The organism is Billgrantia kenyensis (assembly GCF_013697085.1).
In the GTDB taxonomy this organism is placed as follows: Bacteria; Pseudomonadota; Gammaproteobacteria; order Pseudomonadales; family Halomonadaceae; genus Halomonas; species Halomonas kenyensis.
In genome coordinates this window covers 187,568-206,162 of sequence record NZ_JACEFT010000003.1, presented here as the reverse complement: position 1 = coordinate 206,162, position 18,595 = coordinate 187,568, and the positions used below count along the sequence as shown (strand labels likewise).

Sequence of the window (18,595 nt, the reverse complement as noted above, 5' to 3'; positions counted from 1 at the left end):
GTCGTCGGTTTGGCGCCCATGCGGGCAATAAAAAAACCGAGGCTTGTGGCCTCGGCTTTTTCGAACTTGGTAGCGGGGGCCGGATTTGAACCGACGACCTTCGGGTTATGAGCCCGACGAGCTACCAGACTGCTCCACCCCGCATCAACGTGGGGCGTATTCTACATTTTTCCTGCGCTGTGTCAAGAGGGGCAACGTTGTTCGTGCAGGCTTTGCACTTATGTCCATAATCATAAAGGGGAGCTTGAAGGCGCTGCCTTCTGTCAGCATCCTGTTACGGCTGGCCTGTTGCGTTAGGTCAAGCAATGCGAATACAAGCGTCATGATCAGGGAGGTGGAATATGGCTCAAACAGCACCCGTCGCGTGGGTCACCGGTGGAACCGGCGGAATCGGTTCGGCGATTTGTCGCGCGCTTGCATCAGCGGGCTATCATGTGGTGGCGGGATACCACAACCCGGAGAAGGCCAAGACCTGGCTCGAGACCCAGAAGGCCGATGGATTCGACAACATTTCGCTGTCGGGGGTCGATCTCACCGACTACCAGGCGTGTGAAGCCGGCATCAAGGAGATCGAGTCGGCCCACGGTCCGGTCAGCGTGTTGGTCAACTGTGCCGGGATTACCCGAGACGGTACGATGAAAAAGATGACGCCCGAGCAGTGGCACGAAGTCATCGACACCAACCTCAACACCGTATTCAACACCTGTCGCAGCGTCATCGAGGGCATGCTCGAGCAGAAGCATGGTCGCATCATCAACATCTCCTCGATCAACGGCCGCAAGGGCCAGTTCGGCCAGGTCAACTATTCGGCGGCCAAGGCCGGCATGCATGGCCTGACCATGGCACTGGCCCAGGAGACCGCCACCAAGGGCATTACCGTCAATACCGTGTCGCCTGGCTATATCGCCACCGACATGATCATGAAGATCCCAGAGAACGTGAGGGAGGCCATTCGCGAAACCATTCCGGTCAAGCGTTATGGCACACCGGAAGAAATCGCTCGTCTGGTGGTGTTCTTGGCCGACAAGGAGTCCGGCTTCATCACCGGTGCCAATATCGACATCAATGGCGGCCAGTTCATGGGCTGATCGCTACCTGCTGATCTGAGTCTTGTACGGGAGGCCTTTCGAGCCTCCTTTTTTTCGTTCAGGGCGGCGGCAGGCGAGTCAGGCGTGTCAGCAGCGCATCGAGCTCGCTCGCTTCACGCTCCCACTGCTCGGAGGAGACGGGGCCGGTCGCCAGCAGGTTGCACAGCACGATGCGAATCTCTTCGGCACGGCTGAGTTCACGACCGAGGCCCTCATTGAGGCGTTCGACCTGAATGGCAAGGCGCAGTGGTTCGTCGTGCTGGCTGATGCGTCCCATTGCCAGCAGTGACAGGTGAACGCGAAGGCGTGCCAGCCGTTCACTCACCGTCTCCCGAGGCGCCGGGTGTCGTCGAGCGTGATTGCGTTGCTCATGGGCCTTGCGTATTGCTGGAGACAGGTCCAGGGCGCTGTCCAGGGGGACATCCTCGCAGCGGCCTTGTTCAAGACAAGCTGCGTCTGCGGCCAGATGGGCATCGAGCAGCGGCCGGCAGGCCTGCCAGCGCTGGACTTCCTCCAGCATCGCCAGGCGGGAGAGGCGCTCACGGCGAGTCCGCACGATGCCGCTCCAGCGGCGGCGCATGCCTTCCGCCCGGCGGCCTGGCGGGAGGGGCTCCAGGGCCGAAGCCTGTTCGATGGCACTTTCCAGCACTGGACTATCCCCGCTGCGGGCCGGCTGCCAGGCATCGAGGCGGTCGATAAGGGCCTGCATCGCGTCGAGGCGCTCGCGTGCCTGTTGGGCGCGATCGTCGCGCTGGGCTTCGCGAAGGGCGAAAATCTGGTCGCAGAGCGCTCGGAACTCACGCCACAGCGTCTGTTCTTCGCCTCGGGGGGCGCGGCCCAGCTCCCTCCAGCGCTGTTGCAGCGTCTTGGCCTTCTCTGCACGCATCGCGGGGGAGAGAGACTGCTCCTCCAGCAGCTTGCGTGCTTCATCGATCAGGCCTTGCTTGGCATCGGCCACCTCCTTGGCCCGCTGGTCGATCAGCCCCTGCAGAGCGAAGCGAATACGGCCAAAGCGGCGTGCAATGATCTGGGCCTGCTCGCGGGGTACGGGGGAGTGACGCCGCCACTCTTCCCGCGCCTGGTCGCGGATGCGCCTCAGGGCGTCCGGGTCGGCGTTGGTGGCAGGAGAGTCGAGCAAGGCCTCGAGCTGGTCGCACAGGGCGGTGCGCGCCTCAAGGTTGCGTGCACGCTCTGCGGCTTGGCGTTCACGCCATGGAGCCAGGCGCTCGTGAATGCGGTCGGAGTTGCTGCGGAAGTGATCGGAGAGCTCGCGGCTCGCGGCAGCATCGCCCAGACCCTTCCAGTCACGTACCAGTTGGCGATGGCGACGGTCGAGCTCGGCCTCGGTAATCTCGCGAGTATCAGCGAGCTGGGCGATGGCCTTGCACAGCTGCTCGCGCTTGGGGCCGGCCACGAAGCCGCGCCAGTCGCGCAGCTCGGCTAGCCGTGCGCCAAGCCGCTTGAGCCTGGCCTGGTGGGGGCGAAGACTCACCGAGGGCAGTGTGTCGGCCCGATGGCGCAGGCTTTGGTGCAGGCGGCTGGCCCCCTTGAAGGCGCCACGATCAAGCAGCTTTTCCAACTGTTCCAGGTCCTGGCCGAAGCGCTCTATGCGAGCCTCCGGGTCCCCTTCCACTGGCTGCTGCTGCCCGGCCAGCAGGGATTGGGCGCGGCTCAGCAGGGGCGTGGATGGGAGCTCGCGAGGCCATTGGCAGGCTTTGACGGCTGCCGCCAGTCGCTCGGTATCCTCGGCCTTAAGTGCCTGCTCGATCTCGCCGGCGTGACGCTCGTAACGCTCCCAGGTATGCAGGATGCTGTCGTAGTCCGCCAGCACCGCGTCATAGCGCTCGCGCAACGCTTCATCGGTGACATGCAGGTCGGAGAGGGCCTGCCAGCGGTTGGCCAACAGCACCTTCTGTGAACGCAGGCTGGCAATATCCTGCCCGGTCAGGCGGTCGCCGCGAGGCAGGCTGGCCAGGCTATCCTCGAGGGCCTCGAGCAGTGACTCGCGCGCCTCGGCGGCCTGCTCTCGTCGCCGGTCCGACTCGGCGATGGCATGCTCCTGCGCCTCGTGGTCGGAGATGACCTTGCGACAACCCAGGCTGGCCTCCTGAAAGCGCCGCTCTTGCTCGGCATCGGGCAAGTCGCCCAAGGCTTCCCATTCACGTGCCAGGTGGCGATAGCGGCCGCCATACAGCGGTTCCCACAGCGCCCTGGCGTGGGCTTCAAGCTTTGACAGCAGCGTTTCGCGCTGCTGGTGAGCTGCTGCCAGGGTAGCGGCATCGTGGCGCAACCGATTGAGGCGCTCCCGGGCATGGCGCACGACCTGGCGGTCGCGACGGGCCTGCTGGGCAAGGCGCTGCAGGCCCGCCTCGCTGGTCACCCGCGTCGCCGCGGCGTGGCGCACTGCGGCAATGCCATTGTCACAGGCCTGCGCTATCAGGTCGTCTTCCTCCTTCAGGCGCGCCACGGCGGCCAGGCGCAGCTGCTGGTTGTCTCCCTCCAAGGCGATGCGGGCCAGCAGCTTTCTGTCGTCCAGTCGCTCTACGACGTGCAGGCGCTGGGCCAGATCGATGCCGCCCTCAGTGCCGGCTAGCAGGGTGGCCAGGCGATGCTGGATCTCGGGAGAGTCCGGTGCTTGCTCCAGCAGCCTGATGAGCGTATCGGGGGAAACGATTCGTTCCAGTGCCGCCTGGCGTACCGAGGAGGCCGAGTCGAGGCAAAGTGTTTCCAGGGCCTGGCGTTGCTCTGGGCGTGCCGGGTCGAGCCGGCTGACAGCCTGGCATCGAACCTCGGCATCGGGGTGCTGCCAGCGCGGAGCGAGAAAGCGGCGAAGGAATGCGTGCATGAGACATCCTGAAAATGGGGTGCGCAGCCCGTGGACTGCGCGAGCCTTATTATTACTGTCGATTCGGCGTCTTTCGGCTAATGTATGTTATCTAAGCACGCACTGAGGCTGGGGAAAAGCCTGTTGCAACAGCCGCGTGCAGGTAACTCAGGGCCCGGGGCGTCAAGTCTTGGCTGGCCGTATCACCAGTTGCAGGGGGGATGCGAGTCGCTTAGCTTAGTCCTCACGACCCGACAACACTCGAGTGGAGTCCGGCAATGAGCCTCAAAATGGACAGGGCAAGCATGGCATTCACCTTCAAGGGGGGCATGCTGCCCATGACGGTCATGGAGTTGGCGAGCGCGGATCCGGAGCAGATCCGGGAACAGCTCTCGGGCAAGCTCAGCCAAGCCCCGGCTTTCTTTCAGCACACTCCCGTGGTCCTCAGCGTCGAGAAACTCGACGAGCCCCACCTCGCCCTGGAGCGCATTTGTGCCGTGTGCCGCACCCACAAGCTGCTTCCGGTGGCGGTGCGTGGCGGTGCCGATCCGGTCAAGCAGTCGGCATGGGCGCTGGGCCTGGGCTGGTTTCCTCCCTCGGACGGTACACGAGCGCGTTCGCTCGAGGAGGTGCCCCCCATGGTGGCTCCCGAGTCGGGCGTGGGTGAGCCCGAGGTAGCGGCTGCTGTCACCACTGGCGGGCGCATTTACCGCGGCACGGTGCGCTCGGGGCAGCAGGTGAGCGCCCCCGAAGGCGACCTGGTGGTGATTGGCGCCGTCAATGCCGGAGCCGAAGTCCTGGCTGCCGGTAGCATTCATGTCTACGGCCCCCTGCGCGGTCGAGCGCTGGCCGGCATACACGGCGATAACGCCGCCGGTATCTTCTGCCGTGAGCTGCGTGCCGAGCTGCTTTCGGTGGCGGGTAACTACAAGCGTCTCGAGGATATCGACCCGCACTTGCTGGGGGGCTCGGTTCAGGTCAGCCTGCGCGATGACCAACTGGGGATTACCTCCCTGGACTAGCGGTGGCCACCTGCCTTTTGTCATTCACCGTCTTTCAAAGGAATGTGTAACTTGGCCAAGATTATCGTAGTGACCTCAGGCAAGGGTGGGGTCGGCAAGACGACCAGCGCAGCGGCCATCGCCACCGGGCTGGCGTTGCGGGGCAACAAGACAGTCGTCATCGACTTCGATGTGGGCTTGCGCAATCTCGACCTGATCATGGGCTGCGAGCGCCGCGTGGTGTATGACCTGGTCAACGTGATCCAGGGCGAGGCCGGTCTCAACCAGGCGCTCATTCGTGACAAGCGGGTCGATAATCTGCATATCCTGCCGGCCTCCCAGACCCGCGACAAGGATGCCCTGACGGCAGAAGGCGTCGAGAAGGTGCTCGAGACCCTGGGCAAGGACTTCGACTATATCCTGTGCGACTCTCCCGCCGGCATCGAGCGTGGTGCGCAACTTGCCATGTACTTCGCCGACGAGGCGATCGTGGTCACCAACCCCGAAGTCTCCTCGGTGCGCGACTCGGACCGCATTCTGGGTCTGCTCGCCTCCAAGACGCGCCGCGCCGAGCGTGGCGAGGACCCGGTCAAGGAGCACCTGCTGATCACTCGCTACAATGCGGCGCGCGTCGATCATGGCGATATGCTCAACCTCGAGGACATTCGCGAGATTCTCGCCATCGACCTGATCGGCCTCATTCCCGAATCCGAAGCGGTGCTGCGGGCCTCCAACCAGGGGGTTCCCGTCACGCATGATGACAACACTGACGCAGGTCAGGCGTACATGGATACGGTTTCGCGCCTTCTCGGAGAGGAGGTGCCTCTGCGCTTCCACGAACTTCAGAAGAAGAGCCTGCTGAGCCGAATGTTTGGAGGAGGTCGCCGGTGAAGTTACTGGAATTCCTGAAGCGTGAACGCAAGAAGACCGCCTCGGTCGCGAAGGAGCGGTTGCAGATCATCGTGGCGCATCAGCGCAGCCAGCGAGGCCAGCCCGACTACATGCCGATGCTCGAGAAGGAGCTGCTGGAGGTGATCAGGCGTTACGTGCAGGTGGATGACGACGCCATCAACATCAGCCTGGACAGCGAAGACAACTGCTCGGTGCTGGAGCTCAATGTAACCCTGCCGCGAGGCTGAGCCAAGCGCAGGGCTATGCTAGGCTGTGCCGCTCAGGTCGCAGTCAGGAGACACCGCGCCCATGGCAAAGCCAGATGCCGCCCCGATGACCTTCCTGTGGCATGACTACGAGACCTTCGGCGCCGACCCGCGTCGTGACCGGCCCTCGCAGTTCGCCGCGATACGCACCGACGCGGAATTCAACGAGCTCGGCGAGCCGGTCGAGCTCTTCTGCAAGCCGGCGGACGATTACCTGCCGCACCCCCAGGCGTGCCTGATCACCGGGATCACGCCGCAGCAGGCGCGCCGACGCGGCGTTCCCGAAACCGACTTCGCCGGGCGCATCCACGCGCTGATGAGCGAACCGGGCACCTGCGCGCTGGGCTACAACTCGCTGCGATTCGACGATGAAGTCAGCCGCTGCCTGTTCTACCGCAACCTGCTCGATCCCTATTCGCGAGAGTGGCAGAACGGCAACTCGCGCTGGGATCTCATCGATGCGGTGCGTGCCTTCCACGCCCTGCGTCCGGCGGGCATCGAGTGGCCGCAGCGTGAAGATGGCTCGCCAAGCTTCCGGCTCGAAGAGCTGACCGCTGCCAACGGTATCGCCCATGAGGGGGCGCACGATGCCGTGGCCGACGTGCGTGCCACCATCGCGCTTGCCAGGCTGCTCAGGCAGCGCAATGCCCGCCTCTTCGACCATCTGCTGCAACTGCGTAACAAGCGCGAGGTGGCCAAGCGTCTGGACATACCGGGGCGCAAGCCGGTACTGCACGTATCGCGACGCTATCCGGCCAGCCGGGGCTGCAGTGCGTTGGTCATTCCGCTGGCGGAGCACCCCTCCAATCCCAATGGGGTGATCGTCTACGACCTCTCCGTGGACCCCCAGGCGCTGATCGAGATGGACGCCGAGCAGGTTCGCCAGCGCGTATTCGTCAGCAGCGACGACCTCGCCGAGGGCGAGGCACGGATTCCGCTCAAGGTCATCCATGTCAATCGCAGTCCGGTGATCCTGCCTACGGCGGCGCTCAAGGACGTCGAGGGGCCGCGGCAGGGCGAGTATGGCGAGATCGTCGAGCGGTTGGGGCTAGACCTGGCAGCCTGCCGCGCCCACTGGAAACGCTTGATGGCAAGCCCCGAGGTGGGGCGCAAGGTCGCCGAAGTATTTTCTCAGTCGCCCCCCGAGGGGCCTCATGATCCGGACCTGATGCTCTATAGCGGTGGCTTCTTCTCGCCGGCGGACCGCCGGGAGATGCAGCGGGTACGCGATGCCACTCCCTGGGATCTCGTCGACGCACGATTTGCTTTCCAGGATCCTCGGCTGGAGGAAATGCTGTTCCGCTTCCGGGCACGCAACTACCCCGACACCCTCAGCAGCGAGGAGCAGGCGCGCTGGGAGGCCTATCGCTGGGAACGCATGAACGATGCCGCGGTGGCTGGTTTCACGCTGAAAGATTTCGCGCGAGAAATCGAACGTCTCAACCAGGTATCCCTGAGCGACCGTGACCGCCTGATACTCGAGGAGCTGGTCATGCACGTTGAGGCGATGATGCCGGCCCAGGCATTTGCCTGACTTCCGACCAAGAAATGACGATGCCCGGCCAATGGCCGGGCATCGTCATTTGGGTGCCGCTGTCGAATTAATCGTCGGCTTCCGGGAGCGGCTCGAGGTGTTGCGTCAGGGCCGCCACGTCGCTGGGTTCGTCACCCGGGTCGTAGGCGATGGTGGCGATGGCCGACTCAAGCAGGGTCGGCCAGGTCTCGCGCAGGTCGTCTGCCGTCACCGCCAGCACGCGCTGGGCCAGTCGCTCGCGGCGGTCGAACTCGGTGTCGCCGAACGACAGCGCTCGCCACAGCCGGTTGGTCATCCCCGAAAGGCTGGTATCTCGCTGTAGCAGGCTGTCGTGCACGGCCTGGCGATAGGGGGCCAGATCGGCATCGTCGACCTCCGCCAGGTATTCGCCGAACTGCTCGAGGAAAGCATCGATGTGGTCCTGGATCTCCTCGCTGGTGGTATCCGGCGACTGCACCAGCAGGCTGAGTCCCGGTGCGTCCAGCAGCGGTGAATAGCCCGCATTGACCACATAGCCCAGCTGCTCCTCGGTTCGCAGGCGCTGATAGAAGGGAGTATCGATCACCTGGCCCAGCAGAGACAGGCGTGCCTGGGCGTCCAGTGAGCGATCGCTGCCCTGCAGGTAACGCAGCACCAGGGACTCCTCGCGCGTCGTATGCGGGTGCAAGGTGGGCAGTACATCGTCGATGCGCAGGGGCGTCAGGTCGGGAATTGCGTTCTGTGGCAGCGTCGGGGCAAGCACTTCGGCGACGCGGCGGCCCTCGCGCTGGGCCGATTCGGCATCGATATTGCCGATGGCGAGTGCCTGCAGGCGCAGCTCGCCAAGGAAGGTCTGGCGGAACTCCCGCAGGTCTTCCACCGTCAGCTCGCGGCTGGCCTCGAGCAGGCTCTGCGACGGCCAGCTCGGGCGCATCAGGGCCTCCGCCAGGGTGCGATGGCCCTGGCGGAACAGCGCCGCCTGGGGCGCATTGCGCCATTCGCGCTGGAGTCGATAGCGGACCCGCTCGAAGCTTGCTTCGCTGATCTCACCCTCCTGGAGTTGCTCCAGGGTGCGTTGCATGACCCGGTCCTGCCGGTCGCGCCAGCCCGAGAAGGCCAGTGTGATGCCGCGGGCATGCGGGTAGGCATCGATATTATGCCCGGCCAGTCGTGCCGCGTAGAACTCCTCGTTGAGGCTGTCGTCCAGCCAGCCTGCCAGCAGGTTGGCCAGGGCGGCATGCTGAGGGTCGCTGCTCGCCAGAGGGTTCTGCAGGCTGAAGCGCCACTCCACCTTGGGCGTGCTGAAGCTGGCGTCCGCCATGTGCCACAGGTTGAAGCCTGGCTCGTCCAGCAGCTGGGTGGGGCGTTCATCCTGCTCGTCGAGCAGCGCCAGGTCCTCGGCGATGAAGGGGTTGCGCTCGGGCAGGGCCAGCCCCGCCAAGGGTTGAGACGTGCTCGGCTCGGGCTCGACTTCGCGCCAGGGGGAGTTGAACCAGGGTGATGTCTGATCGCCCTCCACTTCAGGACCGCTGTAGACGCGGAGCAGCAGTTCAGGACGCAGGGCGTCGAGATAGGTGGCGACAAGCTCGGGTTCGAAGCCATCCATGCGGTAGGGGGCGTACTGCACGTCCTCCATCGGGAAGCGGGCCAGGTTCATGGCCAGGCGCATGGCGCTCTGCAGCGGCGAGCCATGCTGCTGGAAACGGAATTGCTGCTCGGCGAGCTGGGCCTGCTCGTCGTAGCGCCATGCTTCCAGCCCATCTTCGCGGACCTGCTCGATGGCGGCGAACAGTGTGGCCTCGATCTCGTCGATGTGCTCGGCCCCGGCAGGAGTCAGGCTGATGCTGACGGTGAACAGCGCGTGGCGCTCGTCGCCGCGCCCGACACCGGCAGAAAGCCCGTCGGCCAGCCCGGCTTCGCGCAATACCGCGAGAAGGCTGCCGTCGCCTTCGTGCCCCAGCAGGTGAGCGAGGTAGTCGGCGGGCTTGTGGCGGTAGTACTGGAGCGAGTCCGGTACCGGGAACATGAAGCGTACATGGCGGCTGTCGCGCACCGACTGCAGCTCCACATGCCGTGGCAGGTTCGCTTCGTCGATCAGCGGCTCCTCGATCACCGGGCGCTCCAGGCCGCGGTCGGCGATATCGGCGAAACGCTCGGCCACCATGGCTTCCAGTTCATCCAGCGGCTGTGGGGCGACCAGCGTCAAGTGCATGACGTTGGCATCGTAGTAGCGTTCGTAGAAGTCGATGACACGGTCACGCAGCGAAGGCTCGCCCTCCGGGCGGTCTGCCAGCGTCTCGCGGCTGCCTACCGAGAAACCGGTGGTGGGGTTGTCGGGGTTGAGAATCTGGTTGAGTACATCATTCTCGCGCCGGCCGTCGTCGCGTATCCGCGCCATGTATTCGGAGTGCACGATGTTGCGCTCGCTCTCCAGCTGGTCGGGATTGAACAGCGGGGTCAGGAAAAACTGGCTGAAGCGGTCCAGTGCGCCGGGTAATGCCGTCGGCTCGATCTCGAAGAAGTAGTTGGTGTCCTGCGGTGCCGTGAAGGCGTTGTGACTGCCGCCATGGCGGCGCAGGTAGCCCTGGTAGGCATCGGCCTCGGGGAAAGGCTCGGTGCCCAGGAACAGCATGTGCTCGAGGAAGTGCGCCAAACCGGCCAGGTCGTCCGGATCCTGGGCACTGCCCACGCCCACGTTCATCGAGGCTGCGGCACGGTCGGCCTCGACATCGCTGACCAGCAGCGCGGTCAGGCCGTTCTCGAGGGTCAGCACTCGATAGTCGCGAGCATCATGCGGGCTGACATGAGGCTGCACGACTTCATCGATGGCAGCATCGCCGGTGTACGCCTCGTCGGTTTGCTGTGCCTGGGCCAGGCCGGGTACCAGCAGTCCTGCCAGCATCAGGCTCGCCAGCCCGGGCAGCGAGTGCCGGCGGCGGCCCAGCAGGTTTGGGTGGGACGTTGGCATCATGTCTCCTCTTCGTTCCAGCGCAGCATGGGCCCCGTGGGGTGTGCGCAGGCGGCATCCTGATTCGCAGGGTTGTTTACCCTTCTTGATACCGGAAAGGCGCCCAACAGTTCCAATGGAGCGGATCGCAGCAGGGTCCGGGCGGCCTCCGGCGGGGTGTTCGGGTCGAGCCAGGTCGCAGTGTCGTGAGCGTCGATCAGCGCCGGCAGGCGGTCGCCCAGGGGGGCCAGGAAGTCGTTGGTCGGGACCGTCACCAGCGCCATTGAATCCCTATGTTCGGTCAGGTTGGTATGGTAGCGACACCAGATCCCGGCCAGCAGCATCGGGCCACGGTCGACCCGCGTCACCAGGAACGGCTGCTTGAAGCGTGGCTGCAGTTTCCACAGGTAGACTCCACCTGCCGGTACCAGGCAGCGGCGCGAGGCGAAGGCCTCGCGGAACATGGGGCGTTCGTCCAGTGACTCGGCCCTGGCGCAGTGGGGAGCGTGATCGAGCACGGTGAGCCAGGCAGGGGTGAGCCCCCAGAATACTTGCTGCAGGCAAGGCCTGCCCGCTTCCCAACGTATATGTGATACCGGGTGCCTCGGCGCCATGTTGTTGGCGGTCAGCAGGGGAGTCTCCTGGCACAGCCCGGGCAGCAGACGAGCCATGTCGAGCTGGGGAATGTAGAGGCGACCGGCCATGAAGTCTCCGAGTGTGGGGTGGCGTCAGAGTAGCCAAGTCGAAGAAGACTGAAAAGGCTTGGCTGTTAAAGGTCGAAAACAGTGTTCGATCTGCGCTATCCTAGGCTATCTTGCGAAGCAATCCGCCCCGAGATTGGTAACGTCTTGCGAGGAACTCGATGGCTCGTCCCCGACAGCATGCGCCCGAAGCGCTACATGCCCAGGTCATGGCTGCCTGCGATGAGTGGTTGCGGGGAAACCCCGTCCATGCGCTGTCGCTGCGCGCACTCGCACGCGAGGTAGGCTGTGCCCCGAGTACGTTGCTCAAGCTCTACGGTAGCTTCGGCAACCTGCTGCAGCATGTGAACATCGAGACCCTGGCGCGGCTGCGCATGGTCATCGAGCCGCTGACCGAGGGTGTGGCGCCGGAAGCGCAGATGCGCGCCCTGGCGCTGGCCTACTGGCAGTTTGCCCAGCGCGAGCCGTTTCGCTGGCAGCTGCTGTTCGACTACCCGCTGGCCCAGGAGGGCGAGCTCGACCAGCGTCAGTCGGACATGATCGAGGCGCTCTTCCTGCGGGTCGAGAATGGCCTCAAGGAGTACCAGCCTGCACTGGGCGACCTCGAGGCGAGACGCCTCGGGCGCACCCTGTGGGGCAGCGTACACGGCCTCGTGCAGTTGGGCCTCAATGAACGCCTGGGTTACTGGCAGGGTCAGCAGTTGGAGGTGCCGGAACTGCTCGACCAACTGCTCACCACCATTCTCGCCGGCCTGAAGCATAGGTCCCATATCGCGTGAAGCTTGTCCTGTACGGGCTGCTTGGCTTCCTGTTGATCCTGGGAGGCTGGCGCGTGGCTCGCTCGCCGCGGCCATACATCCGCTTTCTCATCTTCCTGCTGGTTCACTGCTGCTATCGGCTGCGCCTGCGTGGGCTGGCGAATATCCCTGCCTCGGGACCGGCCGTGGTGGTCTGCAATCACGTCAGCTTCATGGACGCGCTGGTGGTCGGCGGGGCGAGTCCGCGGCCGCTGCGCTTCCTGATGGACCGGCCGATCTATGAGTCGCCGTGGCTCAACTGGCTGTTTCGCCTGGTGGGGGCAATACCGGTGGAGTCCGATCGCCGCGACCCGGGGAGCGTGCGTCGGGCGCTGGACGAGGTCAGCCGGGCGCTGCGCAGTGGCGAGGTGGTGATGCTCTTCCCCGAGGGTCGCCTGACACCGGATGGTGAAGTGCACGCCTTTCGCCGGGGGCTGGAGACGATCCTGGCGCGGGATCCGGTGCCGGTGATACCTGCCGGGCTGGCCGGGCTATGGGGATCGTGGACCTCGCATCGCGATGGCCCGGCGCTGTCCAAGCGCCCGCGCCGCTTCCGTGCCCGGGTGGCGCTCTATTTCGGCAGGCCGATTCCTTCCAGGCTAGCCCGTCGCGACCGGCTGGAGGCGAATGTTCGTGCACTCAAGGCAGAGGCCGACGGCTGGGTCTGTCAGTCAAGGGTCGCCGCGTCACGCCGCTGACCGCTACTGCCGCTGGCGACCACCACGTAGCGTCTGCCAGCAGCGTGCCGAGGTGATCAGGTTGTCACGTACCTCGAGGATCTCCATGCGGATGCTGCCAATCTGCAGGCAGGTTGGGCCGTCGGGAAACGCCTCCAGGTGCTCGAGGATCAGGCCATTCAGCGTCTTGGGCCCGTCGGTCGGCAGCTTCCAGCCCAGGGCACGATTGATATCGCGGATGTTGGCGGTGCCGTCGATCACCTGGCTGCCATCTTCCTGGCGGTGGATCTCCTGGTCCTGGCCAGCCACATCGGTGGTGAACTCACCGACGATCTCCTCGAGAATGTCCTCCAGCGTGACCAGCCCCTCCACGTCGCCGTACTCGTCGACCACGATGCCGATGCGGCGCTTCTGCTTCTGGAAGTTGAGCAGTTGGGTGTGTAGCGGCGTCGACTCGGGAATGAAGTAGGGCTCGCGGGCCTCCTGCACGATCGACGCCTTGGTCACTTCCTCTCGCGACAGGAAGCGCGCCGCATTGCGCAGGTGAAGCATGCCGATGATGTTGTTGATGTCGCCCTTGAAGACCGGGAGGCGGGTGTGCTGGCTGGTGCGGACCTGGGTCAGGATGGCTTCCAGGTCGTCATCGAGATCGATCCCCACGACCTCGTGGCGCGGCACCATGATGTCGTTGACCGTGACGTTCTCGAGATCGAGGATCGACAGCAGCATGGCCTGGTGGCGATGGGGGATCAGCGTGCCGGCCTCGTGCACCACGGTGCGCAGCTCGTCCCGGGTCAGGCTGTCGGCGCCACCTTCGAGACTCCTGATGCCCAGCAGGCGGAGCAGGCCGTTGGAAATCATGTTGACCAGCCATACCAGCGGGTAGAGCAGCTTGAGCAGCGGCTCCAGCGCCAGCGACGAGGGGTAGGCGATACGCTCGGGCTTGATGGCGGCATAGGTCTTGGGCGTGACCTCGGCGAAGATCAGGATCACGATGGTCAGCAGCAGGGGGGCGATTGCCGGGCCGGTCACTTCGCCGAAGAAATGGATGGCGAGCACGGTGGCGATCGCGGCCGCCAGGTTGTTGACCAGGTTGTTGCCGATCAGGATCACGCCGATCAGGCGGTCGGGGCGCGCCAGCAGCCGCAGCACCCGGCGAGCGCGGCTGTCACCGCTATTGGCCTCGTGATTGAGGCGGTAGCGGTTGATCGACATCATGCCGGTCTCGGAGCTCGAGAAAAAAGCGGAAAGACAGACGAGCAGGAAAAGCAGGCCGAACAGCAATCCCAATGGGAAGTCGTCGCTCAAGGTGGTTGGATCCTCGCTGGCGTGTCAGCCCCGTTTGTAGGGATTCGGCCTGGCACTGTCAAGGCGACTTCCCTCCTAGGTGCGACTCAGGATGATCTCGAGCACGAACTTGCTGCCAAAATAGGCCAGCAGCAGCACGCTGTAGCCGCCCAGGGTCCAGTGCACGGCACGCTTGCCGCGCCAGCCCAGGACATGGTGGCTGATCAGCAGGATGGCAAAGATCACCCAGGCGGCCAGCGACAGGATGGTCTTGTGGGCCAGGTGCTGGGCGAACATGCTGTCGACGAACAGGAAGCCGCTGACGATCGACAGTGTCAGCAGCGCCATGCCGGCCCAGATCAGCTCGAACAGCACCCGCTCCATGGTGGTCAGCGGGGGGAGGACCTGCACCACGCCGCGTGTGTGGTGATGGCGCAGGGCGCGATTTTGCAGCCACAGCAGCATGGCCTGGCAGGCGGCGATGAACAGCACCCCGAAGGCCAGCGCCGAGCTCATGGCGTGCAGGGCGATGCCCGGGGTCATGCCGCCGGTACGCTCCGGGCTTGGCAGGCCCACGGCCAGCAACAGTGCCACCCCCGACACGGGAAACAGACCGACGGCCACGCTGAGCACGGGCTTGGCCAGGCTCACGGCCAGCAGCAGGATGACCATGATGGCGGTCAGCACCACCGCGGCGGTCGACAGGCCGGGCATCAGGCCGGGGCTCTGATCGATCAGCTTGAAGGCTACCGGCAGGTGGAACAGCAGCCCCAGCAGGCCCAGCACGCGGACCAGGGCCGGGCGCTGGGGTACGCGCCGCAGCAGCGTGAGCCCTTGCCAGGAGGCAGCGCCCAGGTAAAGGATGAGGGCCATGATGGCCAGAGGAAGCGCCTGCATCAGTGTCGTCCGTGCGCCGTCGACGGCGTCAGTGCATCTCGTGTGGATGGAATCTGCCGAGGCCACTATACCCAATCCTCGCTGCGGCGCACAGCCGAGCGCATGGCGGCATCATGGAGACTGGCCGCCACAGGGCGTATAATGTCGCCCAGACTCTTCAAACTGCTTTATCAGGGCTGTTTCCTCGCCAAGTGCGCCACCGTGTCATGACGAGTGTGACGCCTTGTCGCAGCTGCCTCCGAAACCCGCGAGGCATCGAGCCGACAGCCTGACAGCCGGAGTGGCCCATGTTCCAGAATCTCAGCGAGCGGCTGTCCCAGACGCTCAAGTCCATCAAGGGTCAGGCACGCCTGACCGAGGACAACATCAAGGATACCCTGCGCGAGGTTCGCCGTGCGCTGCTCGAGGCCGATGTTGCCCTGCCGGTGATCAAGGCCTTCATCGAGCGGGTGCGCGAGCGTGCCGTGGGGCAGGAGGTATCGCAAAGCCTCTCGCCGGGCCAGCAGTTCGTCAAGATCGTCCAGCAGGAGCTCGAGGCGATCATGGGCGAGGCCAACGAGGGGCTTGCGCTCAAGGGCTCGCCCGCCGTGGTGCTGATGGCCGGCCTGCAGGGGGCGGGCAAGACCACCTCCGTGGCCAAGCTGGCGCGCTACCTGCGTGAGCGCGAGAAGAAGAAGGTGCTGGTGGTTTCCGCCGACGTCTACCGCCCGGCGGCCATCGACCAGCTCGAGACGCTGGCCGGTGAAGTGGGCGTCGAGTTCTTTCCCTCGCGCAGCGACCAGAAGCCGGTGGCGATTGCCGAGGCGGCGATCAAGCACGCCAAGATCCAGTTCCATGACGTGGTCATCGTTGATACCGCCGGTCGCCTGGCGATCGATGAGGCGATGATGGCCGAGATCGCCGAGCTGCACCGCGCCTGCCGGCCGCAGGAAACCCTGTTCGTGGTCGACGCCATGACCGGCCAGGATGCCGCCAACACGGCCAAGGCGTTCCACGAGGCCCTGCCGCTGACCGGCGTGATCCTGACCAAGGCCGACGGCGACGCCCGTGGCGGCGCCGCGCTGTCGGTACGCCATATTACCGGCAAGCCGATCAAGTTCATGGGTGTCGGCGAGAAGGTCGATGCCCTGGAGCCCTTCCACCCGGACCGGGTGGCCTCGCGGATCCTTGGCATGGGCGACGTGCTGTCGCTGATCGAGGAGGCCGAGCGCACCGTCGACAAGAAGAAGGCGGAGAAGCTGGCCAAGAAGGTCAAGAAGGGCGAGGGCTTCGACCTCGAGGACTTCCGCGACCAGCTGCAGCAGCTCAAGAAGATGGGCGGCATGGGCGGCCTGCTCGGCAAGCTGCCGGGCATGGGGCAGATGGCAGAAATGGCCCAGGGGCCGGGCCCCGAGAAGGAGCTGGGCAAGCTCGAGGCGCTGATCAACTCGATGACCCCCCAGGAGCGGCGCAAGCCCGAGATCATCAACGGCTCACGCAAGCGGCGCATCGCCGCCGGCGCCGGCCTGCAGGTTCCCGACCTCAATCGCCTGCTCAAGCAGCACAAGCAGATGCAGAAGATGATGAAGAAGGCGGGCAAGAAGGGCGGCATGCAGAAGATGATGCGCGGCATGTCCGGCATGATGGGCGGCGGTGGCCCGGGCGGCCCGGGTGGTCCCGGGGGCATGGGGGGCGGCATGGGCGGTCCCGGTGGCTTCCCCTGGCGCTAGGCCGGGAGTGGCTTTGCAAGCGGTCTGCGGGCGGTGTCGGCGGAGCTTGAGAAAAGGGTTTCAAAGCGGGGCTGATTTCCGTAGAATGCTGCGTCTTCATGGCAGGACCGTGGCTCTGCCCGGCTGCACGCTTGTAAAGAAGCGCTAGTAAAGATAGTGACCGAATGACGCGAGAGCGGGTCCAAGGGCCCGCTCTCCTGGCAGATGCCGAGAACCCCGGCCGTTCGCCGGGTCCGGCGCATCGGTATTAAACGTAACCTCAACCGAAGGATAGTCAACGCCATGGTTACCATTCGTCTGGCACGTGGTGGCGCCAAGAAGCGTCCCTTCTACCACCTGACCGTGACCGATTCACGCAACTCCCGCGACGGCCGCTTCATCGAGCGCCTGGGCTTCTTCAACCCGATCGCCCGCGGTCAGGAAGAGCGTCTGCGCGTCGATCTGGATCGCGTCACCCACTGGCAGGAGCAGGGCGCACAGATGTCCGATCGCGTCGCCGAGCTGGTCAAGGAAGCCCGCAAGCAGGCCTGAGCCTGTCGTACTCCGGTGACGTCATGAGTGAGCAGGCCGAACGCAGTGAACGCGACGACCATGTGGTGCTGGGCAAGCTGACCAGCCCCTACGGCGTCAAGGGATGGCTCAAGGTCTACTCCCATACCGGCCCGATGGACGGCATCCTCGAGTATTCCGAATGGGTGCTGCGCCAGGGAAGCTCCCTGAGTCGCCATCGTCTGCTGCAGGGGCGGCGTCACGGCAAGGGCCTGGTGGCCCTGCTGGAAGGCGTCGATTCGCGCGAGGCCGCCGAAAGCGTGGCCGGTGCCGAGATCCTGCTGCCCAAGACCGAGCTGCCCCAGCTCGAAGGCGACGATTACTACTGGCACCAGCTCGAAGGGCTCACGGTCGTGACTCGCGACGGCGCGGTGCTGGGACGTGTCGCTTACCTGTTCGAAACCGGCGCCAACGACGTGCTGGTGGTCAAGGGTGACCCACAGGGGGAGCCGCCGGCCATCGACGATCGTGAGCGTCTGCTGCCTTTCCTGCCCGACGAGGTGATCGTCGAGGTGGACCTGGCGGGCGGCACCATGACCGTCGACTGGGACCCGGACTTTTGAGCCTCGAGTCAGAGGCCGGGGCGAGCGCAGCACCGGACATGTGGGTCGGTGTGGTATCGCTGTTTCCCGAGATGTTCGAGGCCATTGCCCGGCACGGTGTCACCGGGAGAGCGGTCAGCCAGGGGCGTGTAGCGCTGGAGTTCTGGAACCCGCGCGACTACGCCACCGACAGGCATCGCAGCGTGGATGACCGGCCCTATGGCGGTGGTCCCGGCATGCTGATGAAGGTCGACACCCTGCGCGCGGCCATCCATGCCGCTCGCGAGCGGGCGAGCGAGGCCACCGGTCAGCGGCCCAGGGTCATCTACCTGTCGCCCCAGGGGCGCAGGCTCGACCAGCAGGGCGCCCGCGAGCTGGCTTGCGGTTCTCCGCTGGTGGTGGTGGCCGGGCGCTACGAAGGCATTGATGAGCGCATCGTGGAGAGCGACATCGATGAAGAGTGGTCGATCGGCGACTATGTGCTGAGTGGCGGTGAGCTGCCGGCCATGGTACTGATCGACGCCGCGGCAAGACTGGTTCCCGGCGTACTGGGACATCAGGACTCCGCGGTCGAGGACTCCTTCAACGAGGGGCTGTTGGACTGCCCGCACTATACTCGCCCCGAGGAGATCGACGGGCGGCGGGTGCCGGATGTGCTGCTCAGCGGTCATCACGGCGAGATCCGGCGCTGGCGGCTGAAACAGTCGCTGGGGCGGACCTGGCTGAGGCGCCCCGACCTGCTCGAGGGCAGGACGTTGAGCGCCGAGCAGCAGAAGCTGCTCGAAGAGTTCATCGAAGAATACGCCCTGTCAGGTGACAGGGCGGAGGTGCAGGACGCGAGGCGCTGAGCCCTGGGGGCATGCATCGTCGACCTGCGTCACCCATCATCTCCCGCGCTCTCGAGCC

The 18,595-nt window shown here is 65.1% G+C and carries 16 protein-coding genes and 1 tRNA gene; 11 read left to right on the top strand and 6 right to left on the bottom strand.

From position 1 onward, the window contains the following. Positions 1-67: 67 nt before the first annotated feature. A tRNA-Met gene (locus H1D44_RS04790) sits at positions 68-144 on the bottom strand. Between the two features lie 197 nt (positions 145-341). Here H1D44_RS04790 and phbB point away from each other — a divergent pair. Then, positions 342-1,088 carry an acetoacetyl-CoA reductase gene (gene phbB, locus H1D44_RS04785; protein WP_181513714.1) on the top strand — a complete coding sequence of 249 codons (747 nt, stop codon included), beginning with the start codon at positions 342-344 and terminating at the stop codon, positions 1,086-1,088. A 58-nt stretch (positions 1,089-1,146) separates the two neighbouring features. Here the strand turns inward: phbB and H1D44_RS04780 are convergent, their stop codons facing one another. After that, complete coding sequence (locus tag H1D44_RS04780) at positions 1,147-3,933, bottom strand: DUF349 domain-containing protein (protein WP_181513713.1); 2,787 nt, start codon at positions 3,931-3,933, stop codon at positions 1,147-1,149. A 257-nt stretch (positions 3,934-4,190) separates the two neighbouring features. Between H1D44_RS04780 and minC the strand changes: the two genes are divergently transcribed. The 4 genes from minC (at position 4,191) to sbcB (ending at position 7,604) form a co-directional block, all read left to right on the top strand. Beyond that, positions 4,191-4,934, top strand: coding sequence for a septum site-determining protein MinC (gene minC / locus H1D44_RS04775; RefSeq protein ID WP_181513712.1), 744 nt, complete (start codon positions 4,191-4,193; stop codon positions 4,932-4,934). A 51-nt stretch (positions 4,935-4,985) separates the two neighbouring features. Beyond that, positions 4,986-5,804, top strand: a complete 819-nt coding sequence (gene minD, locus H1D44_RS04770) for a septum site-determining protein MinD (RefSeq protein ID WP_181513711.1) — start codon at positions 4,986-4,988, stop codon at positions 5,802-5,804. Then, positions 5,801-6,052 (top strand): cell division topological specificity factor MinE, encoded by a 252-nt coding sequence (minE, locus tag H1D44_RS04765; protein WP_181513710.1) that lies wholly within the window; start codon positions 5,801-5,803, stop codon positions 6,050-6,052. Before minD ends, minE begins: the two co-directional genes overlap by 4 nt. Positions 6,053-6,113: 61 nt before the next feature. After that, entirely contained in the window at positions 6,114-7,604 is a 1,491-nt protein-coding gene (gene sbcB / locus H1D44_RS04760; protein WP_181513709.1) for an exodeoxyribonuclease I, read from the top strand. A gap of 67 nt (positions 7,605-7,671) precedes the next feature. Here sbcB and H1D44_RS04755 read toward each other — a convergent pair whose 3' ends face one another. Both H1D44_RS04755 and H1D44_RS04750 read right to left on the bottom strand, forming a co-directional pair. Then, complete coding sequence (locus tag H1D44_RS04755; RefSeq protein WP_181513708.1) at positions 7,672-10,554, bottom strand: insulinase family protein; 2,883 nt, start codon at positions 10,552-10,554, stop codon at positions 7,672-7,674. Continuing rightward, complete coding sequence (locus H1D44_RS04750; protein ID WP_181513707.1) at positions 10,551-11,234, bottom strand: SOS response-associated peptidase; 684 nt, start codon at positions 11,232-11,234, stop codon at positions 10,551-10,553. The genes H1D44_RS04755 and H1D44_RS04750 overlap by 4 nt, the downstream gene beginning before the upstream one ends. A gap of 158 nt (positions 11,235-11,392) precedes the next feature. Here H1D44_RS04750 and H1D44_RS04745 point away from each other — a divergent pair, with 158 nt between their 5' ends. Together H1D44_RS04745 and H1D44_RS04740 are read left to right on the top strand one after the other, a co-directional pair. Next, on the top strand, positions 11,393-12,010 hold the full coding sequence (locus tag H1D44_RS04745; RefSeq protein WP_181513706.1) for a TetR/AcrR family transcriptional regulator: 618 nt from the start codon (positions 11,393-11,395) through the stop codon (positions 12,008-12,010). Then, entirely contained in the window at positions 12,007-12,726 is a 720-nt protein-coding gene (locus H1D44_RS04740) for a 1-acyl-sn-glycerol-3-phosphate acyltransferase (protein ID WP_181513705.1), read from the top strand. Before H1D44_RS04745 ends, H1D44_RS04740 begins: the two co-directional genes overlap by 4 nt. A 3-nt stretch (positions 12,727-12,729) precedes the next feature. Here H1D44_RS04740 and H1D44_RS04735 read toward each other — a convergent pair whose 3' ends face one another. Both H1D44_RS04735 and H1D44_RS04730 read right to left on the bottom strand, forming a co-directional pair. Next, on the bottom strand, positions 12,730-14,013 hold the full coding sequence (locus H1D44_RS04735) for an HlyC/CorC family transporter (protein ID WP_181513704.1): 1,284 nt from the start codon (positions 14,011-14,013) through the stop codon (positions 12,730-12,732). 75 nt (positions 14,014-14,088) lie between these two features. Next, the gene (locus H1D44_RS04730; RefSeq protein WP_181513703.1) at positions 14,089-14,889 is read right to left on the bottom strand and encodes a cytochrome C assembly family protein; all 801 of its coding nucleotides are present in this window, start codon (positions 14,887-14,889) and stop codon (positions 14,089-14,091) included. Positions 14,890-15,176: 287 nt separating this feature from the next. On the opposite strand from H1D44_RS04730, the gene ffh reads away from it, so the two are divergent. The 4 genes from ffh to trmD all read left to right on the top strand — a co-directional run bounded on the left by ffh (position 15,177) and on the right by trmD (position 18,537). Then, on the top strand, positions 15,177-16,598 hold the full coding sequence (ffh, locus tag H1D44_RS04725) for a signal recognition particle protein (RefSeq protein ID WP_181513702.1): 1,422 nt from the start codon (positions 15,177-15,179) through the stop codon (positions 16,596-16,598). Positions 16,599-16,880: 282 nt separating this feature from the next. Continuing rightward, the gene (rpsP, locus tag H1D44_RS04720; protein ID WP_181513701.1) at positions 16,881-17,129 is read left to right on the top strand and encodes a 30S ribosomal protein S16; all 249 of its coding nucleotides are present in this window, start codon (positions 16,881-16,883) and stop codon (positions 17,127-17,129) included. Between the two features lie 23 nt (positions 17,130-17,152). Beyond that, positions 17,153-17,710, top strand: coding sequence for a ribosome maturation factor RimM (gene rimM, locus H1D44_RS04715; protein ID WP_181513700.1), 558 nt, complete (start codon positions 17,153-17,155; stop codon positions 17,708-17,710). Positions 17,711-17,748: 38 nt separating this feature from the next. Then, the gene (gene trmD, locus H1D44_RS04710) at positions 17,749-18,537 is read left to right on the top strand and encodes a tRNA (guanosine(37)-N1)-methyltransferase TrmD (protein ID WP_181513763.1); all 789 of its coding nucleotides are present in this window, start codon (positions 17,749-17,751) and stop codon (positions 18,535-18,537) included. Positions 18,538-18,595: the final 58 nt, after the last annotated feature.